The sequence below is a fragment of the Rouxiella silvae genome, from assembly GCF_002093625.1.
Lineage (GTDB): Bacteria > Pseudomonadota > Gammaproteobacteria > Enterobacterales > Enterobacteriaceae > Rouxiella > Rouxiella silvae.
This window is the reverse complement of record NZ_MRWD01000021.1, coordinates 61,485-80,327: the sequence shown is the minus strand read 5'-3', so window position 1 is coordinate 80,327 and position 18,843 is coordinate 61,485. Positions and strand designations below refer to the sequence as shown.

At 53.8% G+C, this 18,843-nt stretch carries 17 protein-coding genes; 16 read left to right on the top strand and 1 reads right to left on the bottom strand.

Annotated elements, in window-relative coordinates; translation table 11 throughout:
* Nucleotides 1-263 precede the first annotated feature (263 nt).
* The 16 genes from mraZ to lpxC all read left to right on the top strand — a co-directional run bounded on the left by mraZ (nucleotide 264) and on the right by lpxC (nucleotide 18,264).
* The gene (mraZ, locus tag BS639_RS10585) at nucleotides 264-722 is read left to right on the top strand and encodes a division/cell wall cluster transcriptional repressor MraZ (RefSeq protein ID WP_055774854.1); all 459 of its coding nucleotides are present in this window, start codon (nucleotides 264-266) and stop codon (nucleotides 720-722) included.
* Between the two features lie 2 nt (nucleotides 723-724).
* Nucleotides 725-1,663, top strand: coding sequence for a 16S rRNA (cytosine(1402)-N(4))-methyltransferase RsmH (gene rsmH, locus BS639_RS10580; RefSeq protein ID WP_055774857.1), 939 nt, complete (start codon nucleotides 725-727; stop codon nucleotides 1,661-1,663).
* Nucleotides 1,663-1,983 carry a cell division protein FtsL gene (gene ftsL, locus BS639_RS10575; protein WP_055774860.1) on the top strand — a complete coding sequence of 107 codons (321 nt, stop codon included), beginning with the start codon at nucleotides 1,663-1,665 and terminating at the stop codon, nucleotides 1,981-1,983. The genes rsmH and ftsL overlap by 1 nt, the downstream gene beginning before the upstream one ends.
* 46 nt (nucleotides 1,984-2,029) lie before the next feature.
* A complete protein-coding gene (locus BS639_RS10570; protein ID WP_055774865.1) occupies nucleotides 2,030-3,793 on the top strand; it encodes a peptidoglycan glycosyltransferase FtsI in 1,764 nt (587 codons plus the stop codon).
* Entirely contained in the window at nucleotides 3,780-5,267 is a 1,488-nt protein-coding gene (murE, locus tag BS639_RS10565) for a UDP-N-acetylmuramoyl-L-alanyl-D-glutamate--2,6-diaminopimelate ligase (RefSeq protein ID WP_084983068.1), read from the top strand. Before BS639_RS10570 ends, murE begins: the two co-directional genes overlap by 14 nt.
* On the top strand, nucleotides 5,264-6,625 hold the full coding sequence (gene murF, locus BS639_RS10560) for a UDP-N-acetylmuramoyl-tripeptide--D-alanyl-D-alanine ligase (RefSeq protein WP_084983067.1): 1,362 nt from the start codon (nucleotides 5,264-5,266) through the stop codon (nucleotides 6,623-6,625). The genes murE and murF overlap by 4 nt, the downstream gene beginning before the upstream one ends.
* Nucleotides 6,619-7,701: a phospho-N-acetylmuramoyl-pentapeptide-transferase gene (gene mraY / locus BS639_RS10555; protein WP_084983066.1), complete on the top strand. Its 1,083-nt coding sequence runs from the start codon at nucleotides 6,619-6,621 to the stop codon at nucleotides 7,699-7,701. The genes murF and mraY overlap by 7 nt, the downstream gene beginning before the upstream one ends.
* A 2-nt stretch (nucleotides 7,702-7,703) precedes the next feature.
* Nucleotides 7,704-9,035, top strand: a complete 1,332-nt coding sequence (murD, locus tag BS639_RS10550) for a UDP-N-acetylmuramoyl-L-alanine--D-glutamate ligase (protein ID WP_084983065.1) — start codon at nucleotides 7,704-7,706, stop codon at nucleotides 9,033-9,035.
* A gap of 5 nt (nucleotides 9,036-9,040) precedes the next feature.
* Nucleotides 9,041-10,255: a cell division protein FtsW gene (ftsW, locus tag BS639_RS10545; protein ID WP_139804086.1), complete on the top strand. Its 1,215-nt coding sequence runs from the start codon at nucleotides 9,041-9,043 to the stop codon at nucleotides 10,253-10,255.
* Nucleotides 10,252-11,319 (top strand): undecaprenyldiphospho-muramoylpentapeptide beta-N-acetylglucosaminyltransferase, encoded by a 1,068-nt coding sequence (gene murG, locus BS639_RS10540; RefSeq protein ID WP_055774882.1) that lies wholly within the window; start codon nucleotides 10,252-10,254, stop codon nucleotides 11,317-11,319. Before ftsW ends, murG begins: the two co-directional genes overlap by 4 nt.
* A gap of 123 nt (nucleotides 11,320-11,442) precedes the next feature.
* Nucleotides 11,443-12,918, top strand: a complete 1,476-nt coding sequence (gene murC, locus BS639_RS10535) for a UDP-N-acetylmuramate--L-alanine ligase (RefSeq protein ID WP_055775283.1) — start codon at nucleotides 11,443-11,445, stop codon at nucleotides 12,916-12,918.
* A complete protein-coding gene (locus tag BS639_RS10530; protein ID WP_084983064.1) occupies nucleotides 12,911-13,870 on the top strand; it encodes a D-alanine--D-alanine ligase in 960 nt (319 codons plus the stop codon). The genes murC and BS639_RS10530 overlap by 8 nt, the downstream gene beginning before the upstream one ends.
* A 1-nt stretch (nucleotide 13,871) precedes the next feature.
* On the top strand, nucleotides 13,872-14,756 hold the full coding sequence (ftsQ, locus tag BS639_RS10525; RefSeq protein WP_084983063.1) for a cell division protein FtsQ: 885 nt from the start codon (nucleotides 13,872-13,874) through the stop codon (nucleotides 14,754-14,756).
* Nucleotides 14,753-16,009: a cell division protein FtsA gene (ftsA, locus tag BS639_RS10520; protein WP_009634688.1), complete on the top strand. Its 1,257-nt coding sequence runs from the start codon at nucleotides 14,753-14,755 to the stop codon at nucleotides 16,007-16,009. Before ftsQ ends, ftsA begins: the two co-directional genes overlap by 4 nt.
* A gap of 72 nt (nucleotides 16,010-16,081) precedes the next feature.
* On the top strand, nucleotides 16,082-17,236 hold the full coding sequence (gene ftsZ, locus BS639_RS10515) for a cell division protein FtsZ (RefSeq protein ID WP_055774892.1): 1,155 nt from the start codon (nucleotides 16,082-16,084) through the stop codon (nucleotides 17,234-17,236).
* Between the two features lie 110 nt (nucleotides 17,237-17,346).
* A complete protein-coding gene (lpxC, locus tag BS639_RS10510) occupies nucleotides 17,347-18,264 on the top strand; it encodes a UDP-3-O-acyl-N-acetylglucosamine deacetylase (protein ID WP_055774895.1) in 918 nt (305 codons plus the stop codon).
* Nucleotides 18,265-18,276: 12 nt separating this feature from the next.
* Here the strand turns inward: lpxC and BS639_RS10505 are convergent, their stop codons facing one another.
* Nucleotides 18,277-18,822 (bottom strand): DUF721 domain-containing protein, encoded by a 546-nt coding sequence (locus tag BS639_RS10505; RefSeq protein ID WP_084983062.1) that lies wholly within the window; start codon nucleotides 18,820-18,822, stop codon nucleotides 18,277-18,279.
* Between the last annotated feature and the right edge of the window lie 21 nt (nucleotides 18,823-18,843).

Here is an 18,843-nt window from a genome sequence, read left to right as displayed (position 1 = left end):
AATAGATAAATAACGTCCAAATTGTTTTCTTTTTGACCGTTATTGTTATTTAAATGAATTTTCCTCAACTAATCATGACGTTATTTTTTAATCCCCGCGGTAGAAAACTCCGTTCTTCGGTTTTTGCCTAACTCATTGCCTGTAAATAATCAGAAACCTTGGCCTCTCTGGCTTGACAAGGTTTTAAAAGCATCCGTAAACTCCTTTAAGTGGGAATTTGTGGTGTAAAGTGGTGAAAAGGGTCATTGAGGGGTAGCTCAGGTATGTTCCGTGGGGCAACGATGGTTAATCTCGACAGCAAAGGGCGGCTTGCCGTACCTACCCGATATCGGGATTTGCTGAGCGAGGAGTCTGAGGGTCAAATGGTTTGCACCATTGATCTCCATCACCCATGCCTGCTCCTTTACACCTTGCCCGAGTGGGAAGTTATCGAACAAAAATTGTCCCGTCTGTCGAGCATGAATCCAGTCGAACGCCGAATTCAGCGTTTGTTACTTGGACATGCGAGTGAATGTCAGATGGATAACGCCGGGCGTCTGCTTATCGCGTCAACGCTGCGACAGCACGCCGGACTGGCCAAAGAAGTGATGCTGGTTGGGCAATTCAACAAGTTTGAATTGTGGGATGAACAGACCTGGTATCAACAAGTTAAGGAAGACATTGACGCTGAACAATCGTCTCGTGAACCACTTTCCGAGAGATTACAGGACTTGTCACTATAAGCATGCTTGAAAATTATAAACATACATCCGTGTTGTTGGATGAAGCCGTAAACGGGCTGAACATACGCCCCGATGGCATTTACATCGATGGAACCTTTGGTCGTGGCGGACATTCGCGACTCATTTTGTCACAGCTGGGACCGGAAGGACGCCTGCTGGCTATCGACCGCGATCCTCAGGCGATCGAAGCCGCTAAAGCCATTGACGACGCGCGTTTTTCAATCATTCATGGTCCGTTCTCTGATATTGCCGACTATGTCAAAGAGCGCGAACTGGTAGGGAAGATAGACGGCGTATTGCTGGACCTGGGCGTATCGTCGCCGCAGCTCGACGATCCGGAGCGTGGTTTTTCGTTTATGCGCGATGGGCCTCTCGACATGCGTATGGATCCCAGCCGGGGATATTCGGCGGCTGAATGGCTGATGAAGGCAGAAGCCGATGACATTGCCTGGGTTCTGAAAACATTCGGCGAAGAACGTTTCGCCAAGCGTATTGCCCGCGCCATCGTTGAACGTAACCGCGAGCTGCCGATGACGCGCACTAAAGAGCTAGCGGATCTGATTGCGAATGCCTCGCCGTTTCGTGAGAAGCACAAGCACCCGGCGACGCGCAGCTTCCAGGCGATACGCATATATATCAACAGCGAATTGGAAGAGATCGAACGTGCACTCGACGGTGCACATGAGGTACTGGCAACCGATGGACGCTTATCGGTAATCAGTTTCCACTCGCTAGAAGACCGAATTGTAAAACGATTTATTCGTCAGCACAGTCGGGGACCGCAGGTGCCATCTGGAATTCCAATGACCGAAGCCCAGTTGCAGAGCCTAGGCGGACGCACCTTGAAAGCCTTGGGCAAAATGAAGCCTTCGGACGCCGAGGTGGCAGAAAACCCACGAGCGCGCAGTTCAGTACTGCGATTTGCCGCGAGGAATGCGTAATGATTGGCAACGAACGTCATGGTTTAGTCGGCGTTATTTTCAGCGATATTTTGCGCAATGGAAAGATACCGATGATTTTGCTGATAGCGTCGTTGATCAGTGCCATGGCGGTCGTGACCCTTTCGCATAAAACGCGTTTGCTGACTGCTCAGCGTGAACAGCTGGTTTTGGAAAAAGATGCGCTGGATATCGAATGGCGCAACTTGATCCTCGAAGAGAACGCCCTCGGTGACCACAGCCGGGTAGAACGTATCGCGACGGAAAAATTGCAGATGCAACATGTTGATCCTTCACAGGAAACCATCGTTGTGCAGCAGTAAATTTTAGCCGACTTGGCAACCTGTTCATGGAGATGATAAGCCACAGATGAAAGCGACACGTGCCGCGAAGTTTAAGCGTCCAGAAGATAAGGCCAGCTTTATAAGCTGGCGTTTTGCGTTGCTGTGCGGCTGTATTCTTCTGGCGCTGGTGGGTCTAATGTCGCGTGTGGCTTATCTTCAGGTCATCAATCCCGACAAGCTGGTGAAAGAGGGCGACATGCGCTCTCTTCGCGTACAAACCATTCCTACTTCTCGCGGCATGATCAGTGACCGTGCGGGACGTCCTCTTGCCGTAAGCGTGCCGGTTAATGCTATTTGGGCAGACCCTAAAGAAGTCAATGAACACGGTGGTATCACCGTTGACAGCCGCTGGAAAGCGCTGGCCGATGCGCTCAATATCCCTCTCGATCAACTCACCGCTCGCGTAAACGCCAATCCGAAAGGCCGCTTCGTCTATCTGGCTCGTCAGGTGAACCCAGCGATGGGTGAGTACATTCACAAGCTGAAACTGCCGGGTATTTTCCTGCGTCAGGAGTCCCGCCGCTACTATCCTGCGGGCCAGGTCACCTCACACATTATCGGTGTGACCAACATTGACGGCGAAGGTATTGAAGGCGTTGAGAAAAGCTTTGACCGCTGGCTGACCGGCCAGCCGGGTGAACGCACCGTGCGTAAAGATCGCTCGGGACGTGTGATTGAAGACATTTCAAGCGTAGACAGCCAAGTGGCACACAATCTGGTGCTCAGCATTGATGAACGCCTGCAGGCGCTGGTTTATCGCGAACTGAACAATGCAGTGGCGTTTAACAAAGCCGAATCTGGCACCGCCGTGCTGGTTGACGTGCAGACCGGTGAAGTTCTGGCGATGGCCAACAGCCCGTCTTACAACCCAAATAATATGGCTAATACGCCTAAAGACACCATGCGTAACCGCGCAATCACCGACATTTTCGAGCCTGGCTCAACGGTGAAGCCGATGGTGGTCATGACGGCGCTCAAGCAGGGCGTCATCAAGGAAAATAGCGTATTAAATACTGTGCCATTCCGAATTAACGGCCATGAAATCAAAGATGTGGCCCGCTACCCTGAGCTTTCCGTGACGGGTATTTTGCAGAAGTCGAGTAACGTCGGTGTTTCAAAGCTGGCGTTAGCGATGCCGTCCTCAGAGCTGGTAGACACTTACTCGCGCTTTGGATTGGGTAAACCGACCAATTTGGGACTGGTTGGAGAAAGCAGTGGCTTATTTCCAAGAAAACAACGGTGGTCTGACATAGAGAGGGCCACCTTCTCTTTCGGCTACGGGCTAATGGTGACACCTCTCCAGCTAGCGCGAGTCTATGCAACGATTGGCAGCATGGGCATTGCCCGGCCGCTGTCGATTACCAAAGTTGATCCACCGGTTTCCGGTGAGCGCGTTTTCCCCGAACCTCTGGTACGTACCGTGGTTCGTATGATGGAAAGTGTTGCCTTGCCCGGCGGCGGTGGCGTTAAGGCCGCAATCAAGGGCTACCGTATCGCCATCAAGACAGGGACGGCCAAAAAGGTCGGTCCCGATGGCAAATACGTGAACAAATACATTGCTTATACCGCTGGCGTCGCGCCAGCGAGTAATCCCCGATTTGCTCTGGTGGTCATCATTAATGACCCTCAGGCGGGTAAATACTACGGCGGCGCGATTTCTGCACCGGTATTTGGCGCCATCATGGGCGGCGTATTGCGCACGATGAACGTCGAGCCGGATGCTTTACCGACGGACGTAGGCAATGACATTGTCAATAATCATAAAGAGGCTTCAGGTGACAGATCGTAATTTACGCGACCTCCTAGCACCTTGGGTGAGTGATGCCCCACAAACGGTGCTTAAAGACATGACTCTCGACAGCCGCGTTGCGGCTTCGGGCGATCTGTTTGTCGCGATTTCAGGCCATTCTAGCGATGGCCGTCACTATATTCCTCAGGCTATCGCGCAGGGTGTCAGCGCGGTAGTGGCAGAAGCGCAAGGGCAGGCCGAACACGGCGCTGTCAGCATGAAACACGGTGTTCCGATTGTTTATCTGCAAAACCTGAATCTGCTGTTGTCCGAGATTGCTGGTCGCTTTTATCAGCAGCCTGGGGCGGCGCTGCGGTTAGTGGGCGTTACCGGCACCAATGGTAAAACTACCACCACTCAGCTGCTGGCACAGTGGGCACAAATGCTGGGCGAAACCAGCGCTGTGATGGGCACCGTCGGTAACGGCTTGCTTAACCACGTGGTTCCTGCAGAAAACACCACCGGTTCGGCGGTGCAGGTACAACACCTTCTACATACCCTCGTTCAGCAGGGCGCAAGCTTTGCAGCAATGGAAGTCTCTTCACACGGTTTGGTTCAGCATCGCGTATCGGCACTGCCTTTTGCCGCCGCGGCCTTCACTAACCTGAGCCGCGATCACCTCGACTATCACGGTGATATGCAACACTACGAAGAGGCCAAATGGCAGCTGTTTTCAACGCATCACAGCGCACATAAAATCGTTAATGCCGACGATAGCGTAGGCCAGCGCTGGCTTGCAAAATTGCCTGACGCCGTGGCTGTGAGCATGGAAGGCCTTATTCCTGCTGATTGGAAAGGCCGATGGCTGTCGGCGAGCAGTGTGAACTATCACGATAAAGGTGCCACCGTCGAGCTCGATTCGAGCTGGGGTAAAGGCTTGCTTGAGAGCCGCCTGATGGGAGCCTTTAACGTCAGTAACCTGCTGGTTGCGTTGGGCACGCTCCTTGCTCTGGACTATCCGCTGGAGGCGCTGCTGCAAACTGCACCTCAGCTACAACCGGTTTGCGGGCGCATGGAAGTGTTTCACGCGCCGGGCCGGCCGACGGTGGTGGTTGATTATGCCCACACGCCCGATGCACTTGAAAAAGCTCTGGCGGCTGCGCGGCTGCACTGTACCGGAAAACTGTGGTGCGTGTTTGGCTGCGGTGGCGATCGCGATAAAGGCAAACGTCCTCTGATGGGCGGTATTGCCGAACAGTATGCCGATCGCGTGGTTATCACCGACGATAATCCGCGTAGCGAAGATCCTCGCGCGATCATCAACGACATTCTTTCCGGCCTGCTTGACGCTGGCCGCGCGCTGGCTATTCCTGGCAGAGCAGAAGCAGTCACTAGCGCGATTATGCAGGCGGGTGAAAACGACGTGGTGCTCATCGCCGGCAAAGGCCATGAAGATTACCAGTTGGTCGGCAATCAGCGTTTTGACTACTCGGATCGCGTTACTGCTGCACGTTTGTTGGGGGTGGTTGCATGATCCCGGTTACTCTGCGCACGCTGACCGAGGTGTTAAGCGCCGAACTGCTGGGCGCTGATTTACAGATAGATGCGGTCACCACCGACACGCGCCAAATTACCCCCGGCTGTCTGTTCATTGCCCTCAAAGGTGAAAAATTTGATGCCCACGACTTTGCCGCCGACGCGCTGAAAGCCGGTGCCGCCGCCTTAATCGTGAGTCAACGCCTGCCGATAGATGCACCACAGCTGGTGGTGGCCGACACACGTATTGCACTCGGAAAATTGGGTGCCTGGGTTCGTCAGCAGGTGCCGGCCCGCGTGGTGGCGTTAACGGGTTCTTCTGGCAAAACGTCGGTGAAAGAGATGACCGCCGCCGTCCTTCGCCAATGCGGCAACGTGCTTTATACCGCAGGTAATTTCAACAATGACATTGGCGTGCCGTTGACGTTGCTGCGTCTGACGGCCGAATACGATTTTGCGGTGGTTGAGCTGGGTGCCAATCATCAGGGCGAAATAGCCTATACCACTGACCTTGCACGTCCACAGACTGCACTGGTGAATAACCTTTCTGCGGCACACCTCGAAGGGTTTGGTTCATTGGCCGGCGTTGCTCAGGCCAAGGGCGAAATTTTTGAGGGCTTGCCCGCTGACGGTATTGCCATTCTTAATGCCGACAATAATGACTGGCCTCACTGGCAGGCACGTATTGGCAATAAAACGGTATGGCGCTTCTCTCCTGATGCTGCTGACGGTGTCGACTTCTTTGCCAGCAACGTTGCAGTTGGGGCATTTGCCACCACCTTTACGCTGCACTCGCCGGTGGGTCAAATCGACGTGAGTCTTCCTCTTCCGGGTCGCCACAATGTGGCAAACGCTCTGGCTGCTGCGGCGCTCGCGCTGTCGGTAGGTGCGACTCTCGAGGCTGTACGCGCAGGGTTGTCTACGCTGGAGCCGGTGAAAGGGCGTTTGTTCCCAATTAAGCTGGCCGAGGGTAAAACGCTTCTCGATGACAGCTACAACGCCAACGTCGGCTCGATGACAGCGGCAGCGCAGGTCGTGGCAGACATGCCCGGATATCGGGTGATGGCGCTGGGCGACATGGCCGAACTCGGCGATGAAAGTGAAGCCTGCCATCGTCAGGTCGGCGATGCGATTCGCCTGGCCGGGATCGATAAAGTGTTAACCGTGGGTCACTTTAGTCGTGCAATCAGCGACGCGAGTGGCTGTGGCGAACATCTTGAAGATAAAGCTGCTGTAACAGCCCGTTTAGCCAGCTTGATATCTGAACACGCGGTAATCACCGTTTTAATTAAAGGTTCACGTAGTGCCGCGATGGAGCAGGTAGTACGGGCGTTACAGGAGAATGCAACATGTTAGTTTGGCTGGCCGAACACTTGGTCAAATATTATTCAGGCTTTAACGTCTTTTCATACCTGACGTTTCGCGCCATTGTCAGCCTGCTGACGGCCCTGTTCATCTCCCTCTGGATGGGGCCTCGCCTGATCGCTTATTTGCAAAAACTGCAGATTGGCCAGGTTGTTCGCCACGACGGCCCTGAGTCGCATTTTAGCAAACGCGGTACACCGACAATGGGCGGGGTACTGATCCTGTTTTCAATCACAGTATCGGTTCTGATGTGGGCCTACCCGTCTAACCCTTACGTCTGGTGCGTGCTGTTTGTGCTGGTCGGTTACGGCGTAGTGGGCTTTGTGGATGACTATCGCAAAGTGGTGCGTAAAGACACTAAAGGCCTTATTGCCCGCTGGAAATACTTCTGGCAGTCGGTGATTGCTCTGGTTGTCGCCTTTGTGATGTATGCCGTAGGCAAAGACACGCCGGCTACTGAGCTGGTGGTGCCGTTCTTTAAAGACATCATGCCGCAGCTTGGCCTGCTGTATATCCTACTGAGCTATTTCGTGATCGTTGGCACCAGCAACGCGGTGAACCTCACCGACGGTTTGGACGGCCTGGCGATTATGCCAACAGTGTTTGTGGCAGCCGGTTTCGCGCTGGTAGCTTGGGCGACCGGTAACATGAACTTCGCCAATTACCTGCATATTCCTTATCTGCGACACGCCGGTGAGTTAGTTATCGTCTGTACTGCCATCGTCGGTGCAGGCCTAGGATTCCTCTGGTTTAACACTTATCCAGCTCAGGTCTTCATGGGTGACGTGGGTTCACTGGCCTTGGGCGGTGCGCTGGGGACTATCGCTGTGCTGCTGCGCCAAGAGTTCTTGCTGCTGATTATGGGCGGGGTGTTCGTCGTTGAAACGCTGTCGGTTATTTTGCAGGTGGGGTCATTTAAGCTGCGCGGCCAACGCATTTTCCGTATGGCGCCGATTCACCACCACTATGAACTCAAAGGCTGGCCGGAACCGCGCGTCATCGTGCGCTTCTGGATTATCTCACTGATGCTGGTGCTGATTGGCCTGGCGACGCTGAAGGTGCGGTAACTATGACTGACTATCAGGGTAAAAAAGTGGTCATTATCGGGTTGGGGCTTACGGGCCTCTCCTGCGTTGATTTCTTTGTATCACGTGGCGTTACGCCGCGTGTTATCGATACCCGTATCAGTCCGCCGGGACTCGACAAGCTGTCGGAAGGTATTGAGCGTCATTTAGGGTCTTTGAATGAAGACTGGCTGCTGGATGCCGACCTGATTGTTGCCAGTCCGGGCATGGCATTGGCTACGCCCGCGCTGAGTGCAGCCGCCGATGCCGGTGTTGAAATCGTGGGCGATATCGAACTGTTCTGCCGCGAAGTCACGGTACCCATTGTCGCTATCACGGGGTCTAACGGCAAAAGCACCGTAACCAGCCTGGTGGGCGAGATGGGTAAAGCGGCCGGTTGGCAGGTTGGCGTGGGCGGCAATATTGGCCTGCCGGTGCTGAGCATGCTCGGTCATGACTATCAGCTTTTCGTGCTTGAGTTGTCGAGTTTCCAACTCGAAACCACTCACAGTCTGCACGCGGCGGCGGCAACGATTTTGAACGTGACTGAAGATCACATGGACCGTTATCCGTTTGGATTGCAACAGTACCGTGCGGCGAAGTTGAAAGTGTATGAAAACGCCAAGCTGTGCGTCGTGAATGCCGACGATGCCTTGACCATGCCGGTGCGCGGTGCCGACACGCGCTGCGTCAGTTTTGGCGTAGACGTGGGTGATTACCACCTGAGTCGTCAGCAAAATGAAGTCTGGTTGCGCGTTCGTGGCGAAAAAATCTTCAATACCGGCGAGATGCCGCTAACCGGGCGTCACAACTACACCAATGCGCTGGCCGCGTTGGCGCTGGCCGATGCGGTAGGTATTCCGCGCGCATCAAGCCTGAAGGCGTTGACCACCTTTACCGGTCTGGCCCATCGTTTCCAGGTAGCCCGCGTGCACAACGGCGTGCGTTGGATTAACGACTCCAAGGCGACCAACGTCGGCAGTACTGAGGCCGCACTAAACGGTCTCCAGGTTGAGGGTACGCTGCATTTACTGCTGGGCGGAGACGGTAAGTCTGCCGATTTCTCTCCGCTGCTGCCTTATTTGCACGGTGAAAAAATGCAGAGTCAGGCTTTGCACGTTTACTGCTTTGGGCGTGACGGTGCTGAATTGGCCGACCTCCGCCCTGACGTTTCCTCGCTGTATGAGACGATGGAACAGGCAATGCGCGAAATTGGCGGACGTGTGAAATCAGGCGACATGGTGCTGTTGTCTCCCGCCTGCGCGAGTCTGGATCAGTTCAAGAATTTCGAACAGCGTGGTGATGTCTTCACCGCGTTGGCTAAGGAGCTCGGATAATGCGTATTCGGATGCCTGGCCTTGGGCTGCTAAAAGGTTTTGGCAACAGAGCTAACGACTGGGTGATGGGCGTCAAAGACGGCGATACCCCTACTCTGGTGCTGTACGACCGCACTCTGATGTGGATGACGTTCGGACTGGCGGTGATAGGCTTTGTGATGGTGACCTCGGCCTCAATGCCAATCGGACAGCGACTGGCCAACGATCCTTTCATGTTTGCCAAACGTGACGCCGTTTATCTGGTGCTGGCATTCATTCTTGGCCTGATAACGTTGCGCGTGCCGATGATGGTGTGGCAGAAGTACAGCAATGTGCTGCTGCTTATCTCAATCATCATGCTGCTTGTTGTGCTGGTAGTGGGCAGCTCGATTAACGGTGCATCTCGCTGGATTTCACTCGGGCCGCTGCGTATTCAGCCCGCCGAGTTCTCCAAGCTATCTCTGTTTTGTTATCTGGCCAGCTATCTGGTGCGCAAGGTTGACGAGGTGCGAAGCAACTTCTGGGGCTTCTGCAAACCGATGGGCGTGATGGTTATTTTGGCCGTTTTGCTGTTGGCTCAGCCTGACCTCGGCACCGTGGTTGTTCTGTTTATTACTACCTTGGCGATGCTGTTTTTGGCCGGTGCGAAGATGTGGCAGTTCCTGGCGATTATCGGCTCGGGTGCTTTTGCGGTTTGCCTATTGATTGTGGCGGAACCTTACCGTATGCGCCGCGTGACCTCCTTCTGGAATCCGTGGGCCGATCCTTTCGGCAGTGGCTACCAGCTGACCCAGTCACTGATGGCGTTTGGTCGCGGTGAGTTTTGGGGGCAAGGCCTTGGAAACTCAGTACAAAAGCTAGAATATTTGCCGGAAGCACATACTGACTTTATCTTCTCGATTTTAGGTGAAGAGTTAGGGTATTTCGGTGTGGTTTTAGTACTGTTAATGGTATTCTTCGTCGCTTTTCGTGCCATGTCGATTGGACGTCGCGCGCTTGAGCTGGACCAGCGTTTTGCCGGCTTTTTGGCCTGTTCAATTGGCGTATGGATTAGCTTCCAGGCGCTGGTTAACGTAGGCGCGGCCGCGGGCATGTTGCCGACCAAAGGTCTGACATTGCCGCTGATAAGTTACGGCGGTTCCAGCCTGTTAATTATGTCTACGGCGCTGACTTTGCTGCTGCGGATAGATTTTGAAACGCGTCTGGCGAAAGCGCAGGCGTTTGTAAGGAGTGCCCGATGAGTGGCAAGACCAAGCGTTTAATGGTGATGGCAGGCGGTACGGGAGGCCATGTATTCCCTGGCCTCGCCGTGGCACATCATCTGATGGCGCAAGGCTGGGAAGTTCGCTGGTTGGGTACTGCCGACCGCATGGAAGCTGACCTGGTTCCGAAGAACGGCATTGAAATTGATTTCATTAAAATCGCCGGATTACGTGGGAAAGGTCTGAAAGCGCAACTCACCGCACCCATTCGCATATATCATGCGTGGCGCCAGGCGAAAGCCATCATGACGCGCTTCCAGCCTGATGTGGTGCTGGGGATGGGCGGATATGTGTCAGGTCCTGGTGGTTTAGCCGCCTGGTCATGCGGAATTCCGGTGGTATTACATGAGCAAAACGGCATTGCCGGCCTGACCAATCGTTGGCTATCGCGGATTGCAAAAACGGTGCTGCAGGCGTTCCCCGGTGCGTTTCCTAATGCGGCGGTGGTGGGTAACCCGGTGCGTACCGACGTGCTTGCGCTGCCGTTGCCGGATGAGCGTTTTGCCGGTCGTGAAGGCCAGATAAGAATTTTAGTCGTGGGCGGCAGTCAGGGTGCAAGAGTCTTGAACCAAAGCATGCCGAACATTGCCTCACTGCTGGGTGACCGAGTCACTATCTGGCACCAGGTCGGCAAAGGCGCGTTAGAGTCTGTTAATCAGGCCTACCAGCAGGCCGGCCAGACGCAGCATAAAGTCACCGAATTTATTGATGATATGGCGCAAGCCTATGCCTGGGCCGATGTTGTAGTGTGCCGTTCGGGCGCGCTCACGGTCAGCGAAATAGCCGTTGCCGGTTTACCGGCCATTTTTGTGCCCTTCCAGCACAAAGACCGCCAGCAGTATTGGAACGCGCTGCCGCTTGAGAAAGCCGGTGCCGCTCGAATTATCGAGCAAAAGGATTTTAATGCCGGTGCCGTGGCCGATATTTTGGCCAGCTGGGATCGACAGAAACTGTTGGAAATGGCCCGCAGTGCGCGCGCGGCGGCCATTACGGACGCGACTGAACGCGTCGCCGCCGAAGTTGTGGCGGCAAGTCATAAATGAAAACGAGTGATTGAACGCTCCAGCTTGAGCGCTCAGTCCGATTAACCAAATATTTAGCCGAAGTACTTGGCGTTACAGCCCGCTGTAGCATCCAGTACGAAGGATAAAAGAGTGATGAGAAACGTGAATACACAACAATTGGCGAAACTGCGTACCTTCGTGCCCGAGATGCATCGCGTCCGGCACATACACTTTGTTGGCATCGGTGGTGCCGGCATGGGTGGTATCGCCGAAGTGTTGGCTAATGAAGGCTATCAAATCAGCGGTTCCGACTTGGCGCCGAACCCGGTTACGCAGCAGTTGTCCGCTTTAGGTGCCACGATTTATTTTAATCACCGCCCGGAAAACGTGCTCGATGCCAGCGTCGTTGTGGTCTCAACCGCTATTTCTGCCGACAATCCAGAACTAATCGCTGCGCGAGAAGCGCGCATTCCGGTTATTCGCCGCGCAGAAATGCTGGCTGAGCTAATGCGTTTTCGTCACGGCATTGCCGTCGCGGGTACGCACGGAAAAACCACCACGACGGCCATGGTGACCAGTATTTATGCCGAGGCCGGTTTGGATCCGACCTTTGTTAATGGCGGTCTGGTGAAAGCGGCAGGCACGCATGCGCGCCTGGGATCAAGCCGCTTCCTGATTGCAGAAGCGGATGAGAGCGATGCGTCGTTCCTGCATTTGCAGCCGATGGTGGCGATTGTGACCAACATTGAAGCTGACCACATGGACACTTATCAGGGCGACTTTGAAGTCCTGAAGCAGACATTTATCAACTTCCTACACAACCTGCCTTTCTATGGTCGCGCAGTGATGTGTATCGATGATCCCGTTATTCGCGAGCTGTTGCCGCGCGTGGGGCGTCACGTAACGACCTACGGATTCAGCGAAGATGCCGACGTATTTATCGAAGACTACCGTCAGGTGGGTGCACAGGGTCACTTTACCGTTCGCCGTCTGGATAAGACGCCGATTGAAGTCATGTTGAATGCGCCGGGTCGTCACAACGCGCTCAATGCCGCAGCGGCGATTGCGGTTGCAACCGACGAAGACATTAGCGACGACGCTATCCTCACGGCATTGGCAGGTTTTCAGGGCACTGGGCGCCGCTTCGACTTCCTCGGCGAATTCCCGCTGCAAAATGTCAACGGTAAAACCGGTAACGCCATGTTGGTTGACGACTACGGCCATCATCCAACCGAAGTTGACGCCACGATAAAAGCGGCGCGCGCAGGTTGGGAAGACAGGCGTCTGGTGATGGTGTTTCAGCCGCATCGCTACACCCGCACGCGCGATCTGTACGAGGATTTCGCCAACGTGCTGTCCCAGGTTGACCTGCTGGTGATGCTCGACGTGTATCCGGCAGGCGAAGCGCCTATTCCCGGCGCGGACAGCCGCTCCCTCTGCCGCACCATTCGTGCTCGTGGGAAGCTTGATCCCATTTTGATTTCTGACATAGATGCGGTGCCTGGCATTTTGGCACCCATCCTCGACGCCAATGACCTGATTCTGGTTCAGGGCGCGGGGAATATTGGCAAGGTGGCGCGTAAGTTGGCGGATCAAAAGCTCCAGGCGGCCAAGAAGGGAGATGAGCACTATGTCTAATCATCAGGTTCAAGAGAAAGTTGCCGTACTGTTTGGTGGCACTTCGGCCGAGCGTGAAGTTTCACTGCAGTCTGGCGCCGCTGTACTGGCGGGCCTGCGTGAGTCAGGCATTGACGCGCATGCGATAGACACCAAGACGTTCGCCGTCACCCGTCTTAAAGAAGAAGGTTACGACAAAGTCTTTATCGCGCTGCACGGTCGCGGCGGTGAAGACGGCACCTTGCAGGGCCTGCTCGAGCATTTAAACCTGCCTTATACCGGCAGCGGCGTGATGGCTTCGGCGCTGACCATGGATAAATTCCGCACCAAGTTGGTGTGGCAATCGCTGGGCCTGCCGGTGACAGCGTTTGTGGCATTAAACAAAAATGAGTTAGCAGGACTCGCGCTTAATAATTTTAACGGAAGAGGGCAGGGCGCTTTGGGCGAAAAAATCGCCGCGCTGGGACTGCCTTTAATCGTCAAACCGAGCCGTGAAGGTTCAAGCGTGGGTATGAGTAAAGTCGATGCACCTGAGCAGTTGCAACAGGCACTGGAAGCGGCATTTCTCCACGACGACGATCTGCTGATTGAACAGTGGCTGAGCGGTCCTGAATACACGGTAGCTATCGTGGGTGACCAAGTGATGCCGTCGATTCGTATTCAGCCCGCCGGTATTTTCTATGACTATCAGGCGAAATACATTTCTGACGAGACGAAATATTTTTGCCCAAGCGGCCTGGGTGCCGATCAGGAACAACAGCTGGCCGAATTGGCGCTGCAGGCCTATCGCGCGCTGGACTGTAGTGGTTGGGGCCGCGTTGACGTGATGCAAGATAGTGAAGGGAACTTCAACTTGCTTGAGGTGAACACATCGCCGGGCATGACCAGCCACAGTTTGGTGCCGATGGCGGCCAAGCAGGCGGGATTAACTTTCCCGCAGCTGGTGGCTCGCATACTGGAGCTCGCCGACTGATATGTCTCAAGCTGCCCTAAATGCACGAGAGCGTGCGACGAAGGTTGAAAGCCAAGGCCGTCGTAGCAACGGCGGACAGCTGGCAGGAATGGTGTTCCTGCTGCTGGTGCTGGCGACCATCGGCTGGAGTGCCTGGGCGGTACTGAGCTGGATGGACGACGCCAAGCGCCTTCCGCTGTCTGAGCTGGTGGTGACCGGTGACCGTCACTACACCACCAACGACGATATTCGTCAGTCAATACTGTCGATGGGCGAGCCTGGCACCTTTATGACTCAGGACGTCAACGTCATTCAGCAGCAGATAGAACGTTTGCCGTGGATAAAACAGGTCAGTGTGCGCAAGCAGTGGCCGAATGAGTTGAAAATACATCTGGTTGAATACGTGCCGGTCGCGCATTGGAATGATTTGCACATGGTGGATGCCGACGGCAAGTCCTTCAGCCTGCCGGCCGAGCGTGTAGCTAAACAGAAAATGCCGCTGCTGTATGGTCCGGAAGGCAGCGAACAGGACGTTTTGCAAGGCTATCAAACCATGAGCCAGCAGCTGGGGGCGTCCTCAGCCGGTAAGTTCACGGTGAAATCTGTCTCAATGACGGCGCGTCACTCCTGGCAATTAACGCTGGATGACGATATCCGTATTGATTTGGGCAGAGACGATCGCAGCGGGCGTTTGCAACGTTTTCTTGAACTTTATCCGCGACTGCAACAGCAGGCGGATACAGACAAGAAGCGCATCAGCTATGTTGATTTACGTTATGAAAGTGGTGCAGCAGTAGGTTGGGCTCCCGCGTTTATCGACCAAAATGGCAGTGATGGACAGAAAGTCGGTCAGCAAAACTCTCAGCAAAACAATAAGCAGAATCAAGCACAGGCTAAACAACAATGATCAAGTCGACGGACAGAAAACTGGTAGTTGGGCTGGAGATCGGTACAGCAAAGGTCGCTGCACTGGTAGGGGAAGTTCTGCCCGATGGCATGGTCAATATTATCGGTGTGGGAAGTTGTCCTTCCCGTGGCATGGATAAGGGCGGCGTAAACGATCTGGAATCGGTAGTGAAATGCGTTCAACGCGCAATTGATCAGGCCGAATTGATGGCAGATTGCCAAATTTCCTCTGTTTACCTTGCATTATCTGGTAAACATATCAGTTGCCAGAATGAAATAGGGATGGTTCCTATTTCAGAAGAAGAAGTAACGCAGGAAGATGTAGAGAACGTGGTGCACACCGCCAAATCGGTGCGCGTACGTGACGAACATCGCGTGTTGCACGTTATTCCCCAGGAATATGCCATCGATTATCAGGAAGGCATTAAGAATCCGGTCGGACTTTCTGGCGTGCGTATGCAGGCTAAAGTTCACCTGATCACCTGTCATAACGACATGGCGAAGAACATTGTCAAAGCGGTAGAGCGCTGTGGCCTAAAAGTAGACCAGCTGATTTTTGCCGGTTTGGCCGCCAGTTACGCCGTTTTGACTGAAGACGAACGTGAGTTAGGCGTTTGTGTGGTAGATATCGGCGGCGGTACGATGGATATAGCCGTTTATACTGGCGGCGCACTGCGTCATACTAAAGTTATTCCTTATGCGGGTAACGTGGTCACCAGTGATATCGCCTATGCTTTCGGCACACCGCCAACTGACGCAGAAGCGATTAAAGTGCGTCACGGTTGTGCACTGGGTTCGATTGTCGGCAAAGACGAAAACGTCGAAGTGCCGAGTGTGGGGGGGCGTCCCCCGCGCAGTCTGCAGCGTCAAACGCTAGCCGAGGTTATTGAACCGCGTTACACCGAATTGTTGAATCTGGTCAACGACGAGATTTTGCAATTGCAGGAGCAGTTACGCCAACAGGGCGTAAAACACCATTTAGCCGCCGGAATTGTGTTAACCGGGGGCGCTGCACAAATTGATGGTCTGGCAGCCTGTGCGCAAAGGGTATTCCATACCCAGGTGCGTATTGGTCAACCCTTGAACATTACCGGGCTGACAGATTATGCGCAGGAACCTTACTACTCAACCGCTGTAGGGCTGCTGCACTATGGTAAAGAGTCTCACCTGAGCGGTGAGGCTGAAGTGGAAAAACGCGCCTCAGTGGGCAATTGGTTCAAAAGAATCAATAGTTGGCTGAGAAAAGAGTTTTAATGTTTCAACAACGGGATCATAGTGAAGTGTATTGGTGATCCCGAAGCGACAGGCACAAAACGGAGAGAAACTATGTTTGAACCTATGGAACTGACCAACGACGCGGTGATTAAAGTCATCGGCGTCGGCGGTGGCGGCGGTAACGCCGTTGAGCACATGGTGCGCGAGCGCATCGAAGGTGTTGAATTCTTTGCCGTGAATACCGATGCTCAGGCATTACGTAAGACGGCAGTAGGCCAGACAATCCAGATTGGTAGCGGTATTACCAAAGGTCTGGGTGCTGGCGCAAACCCTGAAGTGGGTCGCAATTCTGCTGAAGAAGACCGTGAAGCCCTGCGAGTAGCACTCGAAGGCGCCGATATGGTGTTCATCGCAGCAGGTATGGGTGGCGGTACCGGTACCGGTGCAGCGCCTGTGGTTGCGGAAGTAGCAAAAGAATTAGGTATTCTGACCGTTGCCGTGGTGACTAAGCCTTTCAATTTTGAAGGCAAGAAGCGCATGGCATTCGCGGAGCAGGGTATCGCCGAGCTTTCTAAGCACGTTGACTCACTGATCACTATCCCGAACGATAAGCTGCTTAAAGTTCTGGGTCGCGGTATCTCTCTGCTCGACGCTTTCGGTGCGGCTAACGACGTACTTAAAGGCGCTGTACAGGGTATTGCCGAGCTGATCACCCGTCCTGGCCTGATGAACGTCGACTTCGCCGACGTGCGCACCGTGATGTCCGAAATGGGCTACGCGATGATGGGTTCTGGCGTGGCGTGTGGTGAAGACCGTGCTGAAGAAGCGGCAGAGATGGCTATCTCCAGCCCGCTGCTGGAAGATATCGACCTGTCCGGCGCTCGCGGCGTACTGGTTAACATCACCGCTGGCTTCGACCTGCGTTTGGACGAGTTTGAGACTGTGGGTAACACTATCCGTGCTTTCGCCTCTGACAACGCCACCGTGGTTATTGGTACTTCCCTTGACCCGGAAATGAACGACGAACTGCGTGTCACCGTGGTGGCAACAGGTATTGGCATGGACAAACGTCCTGAAATCACCCTGGTGACCAATAAACCTGCTAGCCAACCTGTAATGGATCACCGTTATCAGCAGCATGGCATGTCGCCACTGCCGCAGGAAAACAAGCCAGCAGCGAAGGTGGTTAATGATCCGAACACGCAATCAAACAAAGAGCCAGACTATTTGGATATCCCAGCCTTCTTGCGTAAGCAGGCGGACTAATTTCACGATTTGTCCGAATTTTGGGATCTCCGCTCTTTGTGCTAAACTGTCCCACCGATCTTAAGGTATCCTTAGGTCGGTTGGATGGATAACATTGCGAGATAAAAACGATGATCAAACAACGTACATTAAAACGTATCGTTCAGGCGACGGGTGTCGGTTTACATACCGGTAAGAAAGTCACCCTGACTCTGCGACCTGCACCGGCTAACACCGGGGTCATCTATCGTCGCACTGACTTGAATCCACCGGTTGATTTTCCGGCAGATGCAAAATCCGTGCGTGATACCATGCTCTGTACTTGCCTGGTCAATGAGCATGACGTGCGTATTTCTACGGTTGAACACCTTAATGCGGCACTTGCAGGTCTGGGCATCGATAACATCGTTATCGAAGTCGACGCGCCTGAAGTACCGATTATGGACGGCAGCGCCGCGCCTTTCGTCTATCTGTTGATGGACGCAGGCATTGAGCTTTTAAACAGCGCGAAAAAGTTCGTTCGCATCAAAGAAACCGTGCGAGTTGAAGACGGCGATAAGTGGGCTGAAATGAAACCTTACAACGGTTTCCATTTAGACTGGACTATCGACTTCAACCACCCGGCTATTGAAGGCGACGCTAAGCGTTTTCAGTTAGAGTTCTCGGCTGAGTCTTTTGTTCGCCAGATTAGCAGAGCCCGAACCTTCGGATTTGTACGTGATATCGAGTATTTGCAGTCACGTGGATTGTGCCTGGGTGGCAGCTTTGATTGCGCGATTGTTGTAGATGATTACCGCGTGCTTAACGAAGACGGCCTGCGTTTTGAAGATGAATTCGTTCGTCACAAAATGCTCGACGGAATCGGTGACCTGTTCATGTGTGGCCATAATATTATTGGTGCGGTCAGTACCTTTAAGTCAGGCCATGCGCTGAACAACAAGTTATTGCAGGCGGTATTGGCGAAGCAGGAAGCCTGGGAATATGTAACATTCCAGGATGAAGCTGAAGTGCCATTGGCATTCAAAGCCCCTTCTACAGTATTCGCTTAATCGGTACTGATATTAATTATTACGACTGGTTGTTTTGGCACCCTCTCCGGCCATTCCAGCCAGTCGTTCTAATGCTTTTCTAAGTTTCTCAGGGCTACGGCTCGCCAGTAATCGTAATTCTTCCGCGCTCTGCATACTTATTTGCCTAACTGGCGGTAAGGGACCCTTTGATATTCCTGTTTTTTCATATTCCTGCGCTGAATTTCCATTTTTCTGCGATAAGTTTTCCGTTTTCGCCATCAACGATGGATTAATCCTGATGTCGATTGAAGACAATGATGGTAGTATTTGCGCACGAAGTGCAGAGAGAAGCGCCGGTTGTTCATAACGTAACCGCATCATCCAACTGGCATTTGCTATCTCTAGCACCAATACACCCTGACGATAATTACCGACCCGGCACCATGCTTGCATTTGGGTGGGTAGCAGACCTTTCACAGCGCGATTGAGCTTGAGTAATGCGGCCGCGCGCTGTTGAACCACACGCAGAGGGCTTTGCCCAGCGGCAGTGGCGTCATCGAACAGGATATCTAATAATTGTGGGCGGCTGTTACGCATTGGCGAGCTCCGGCGGATTGT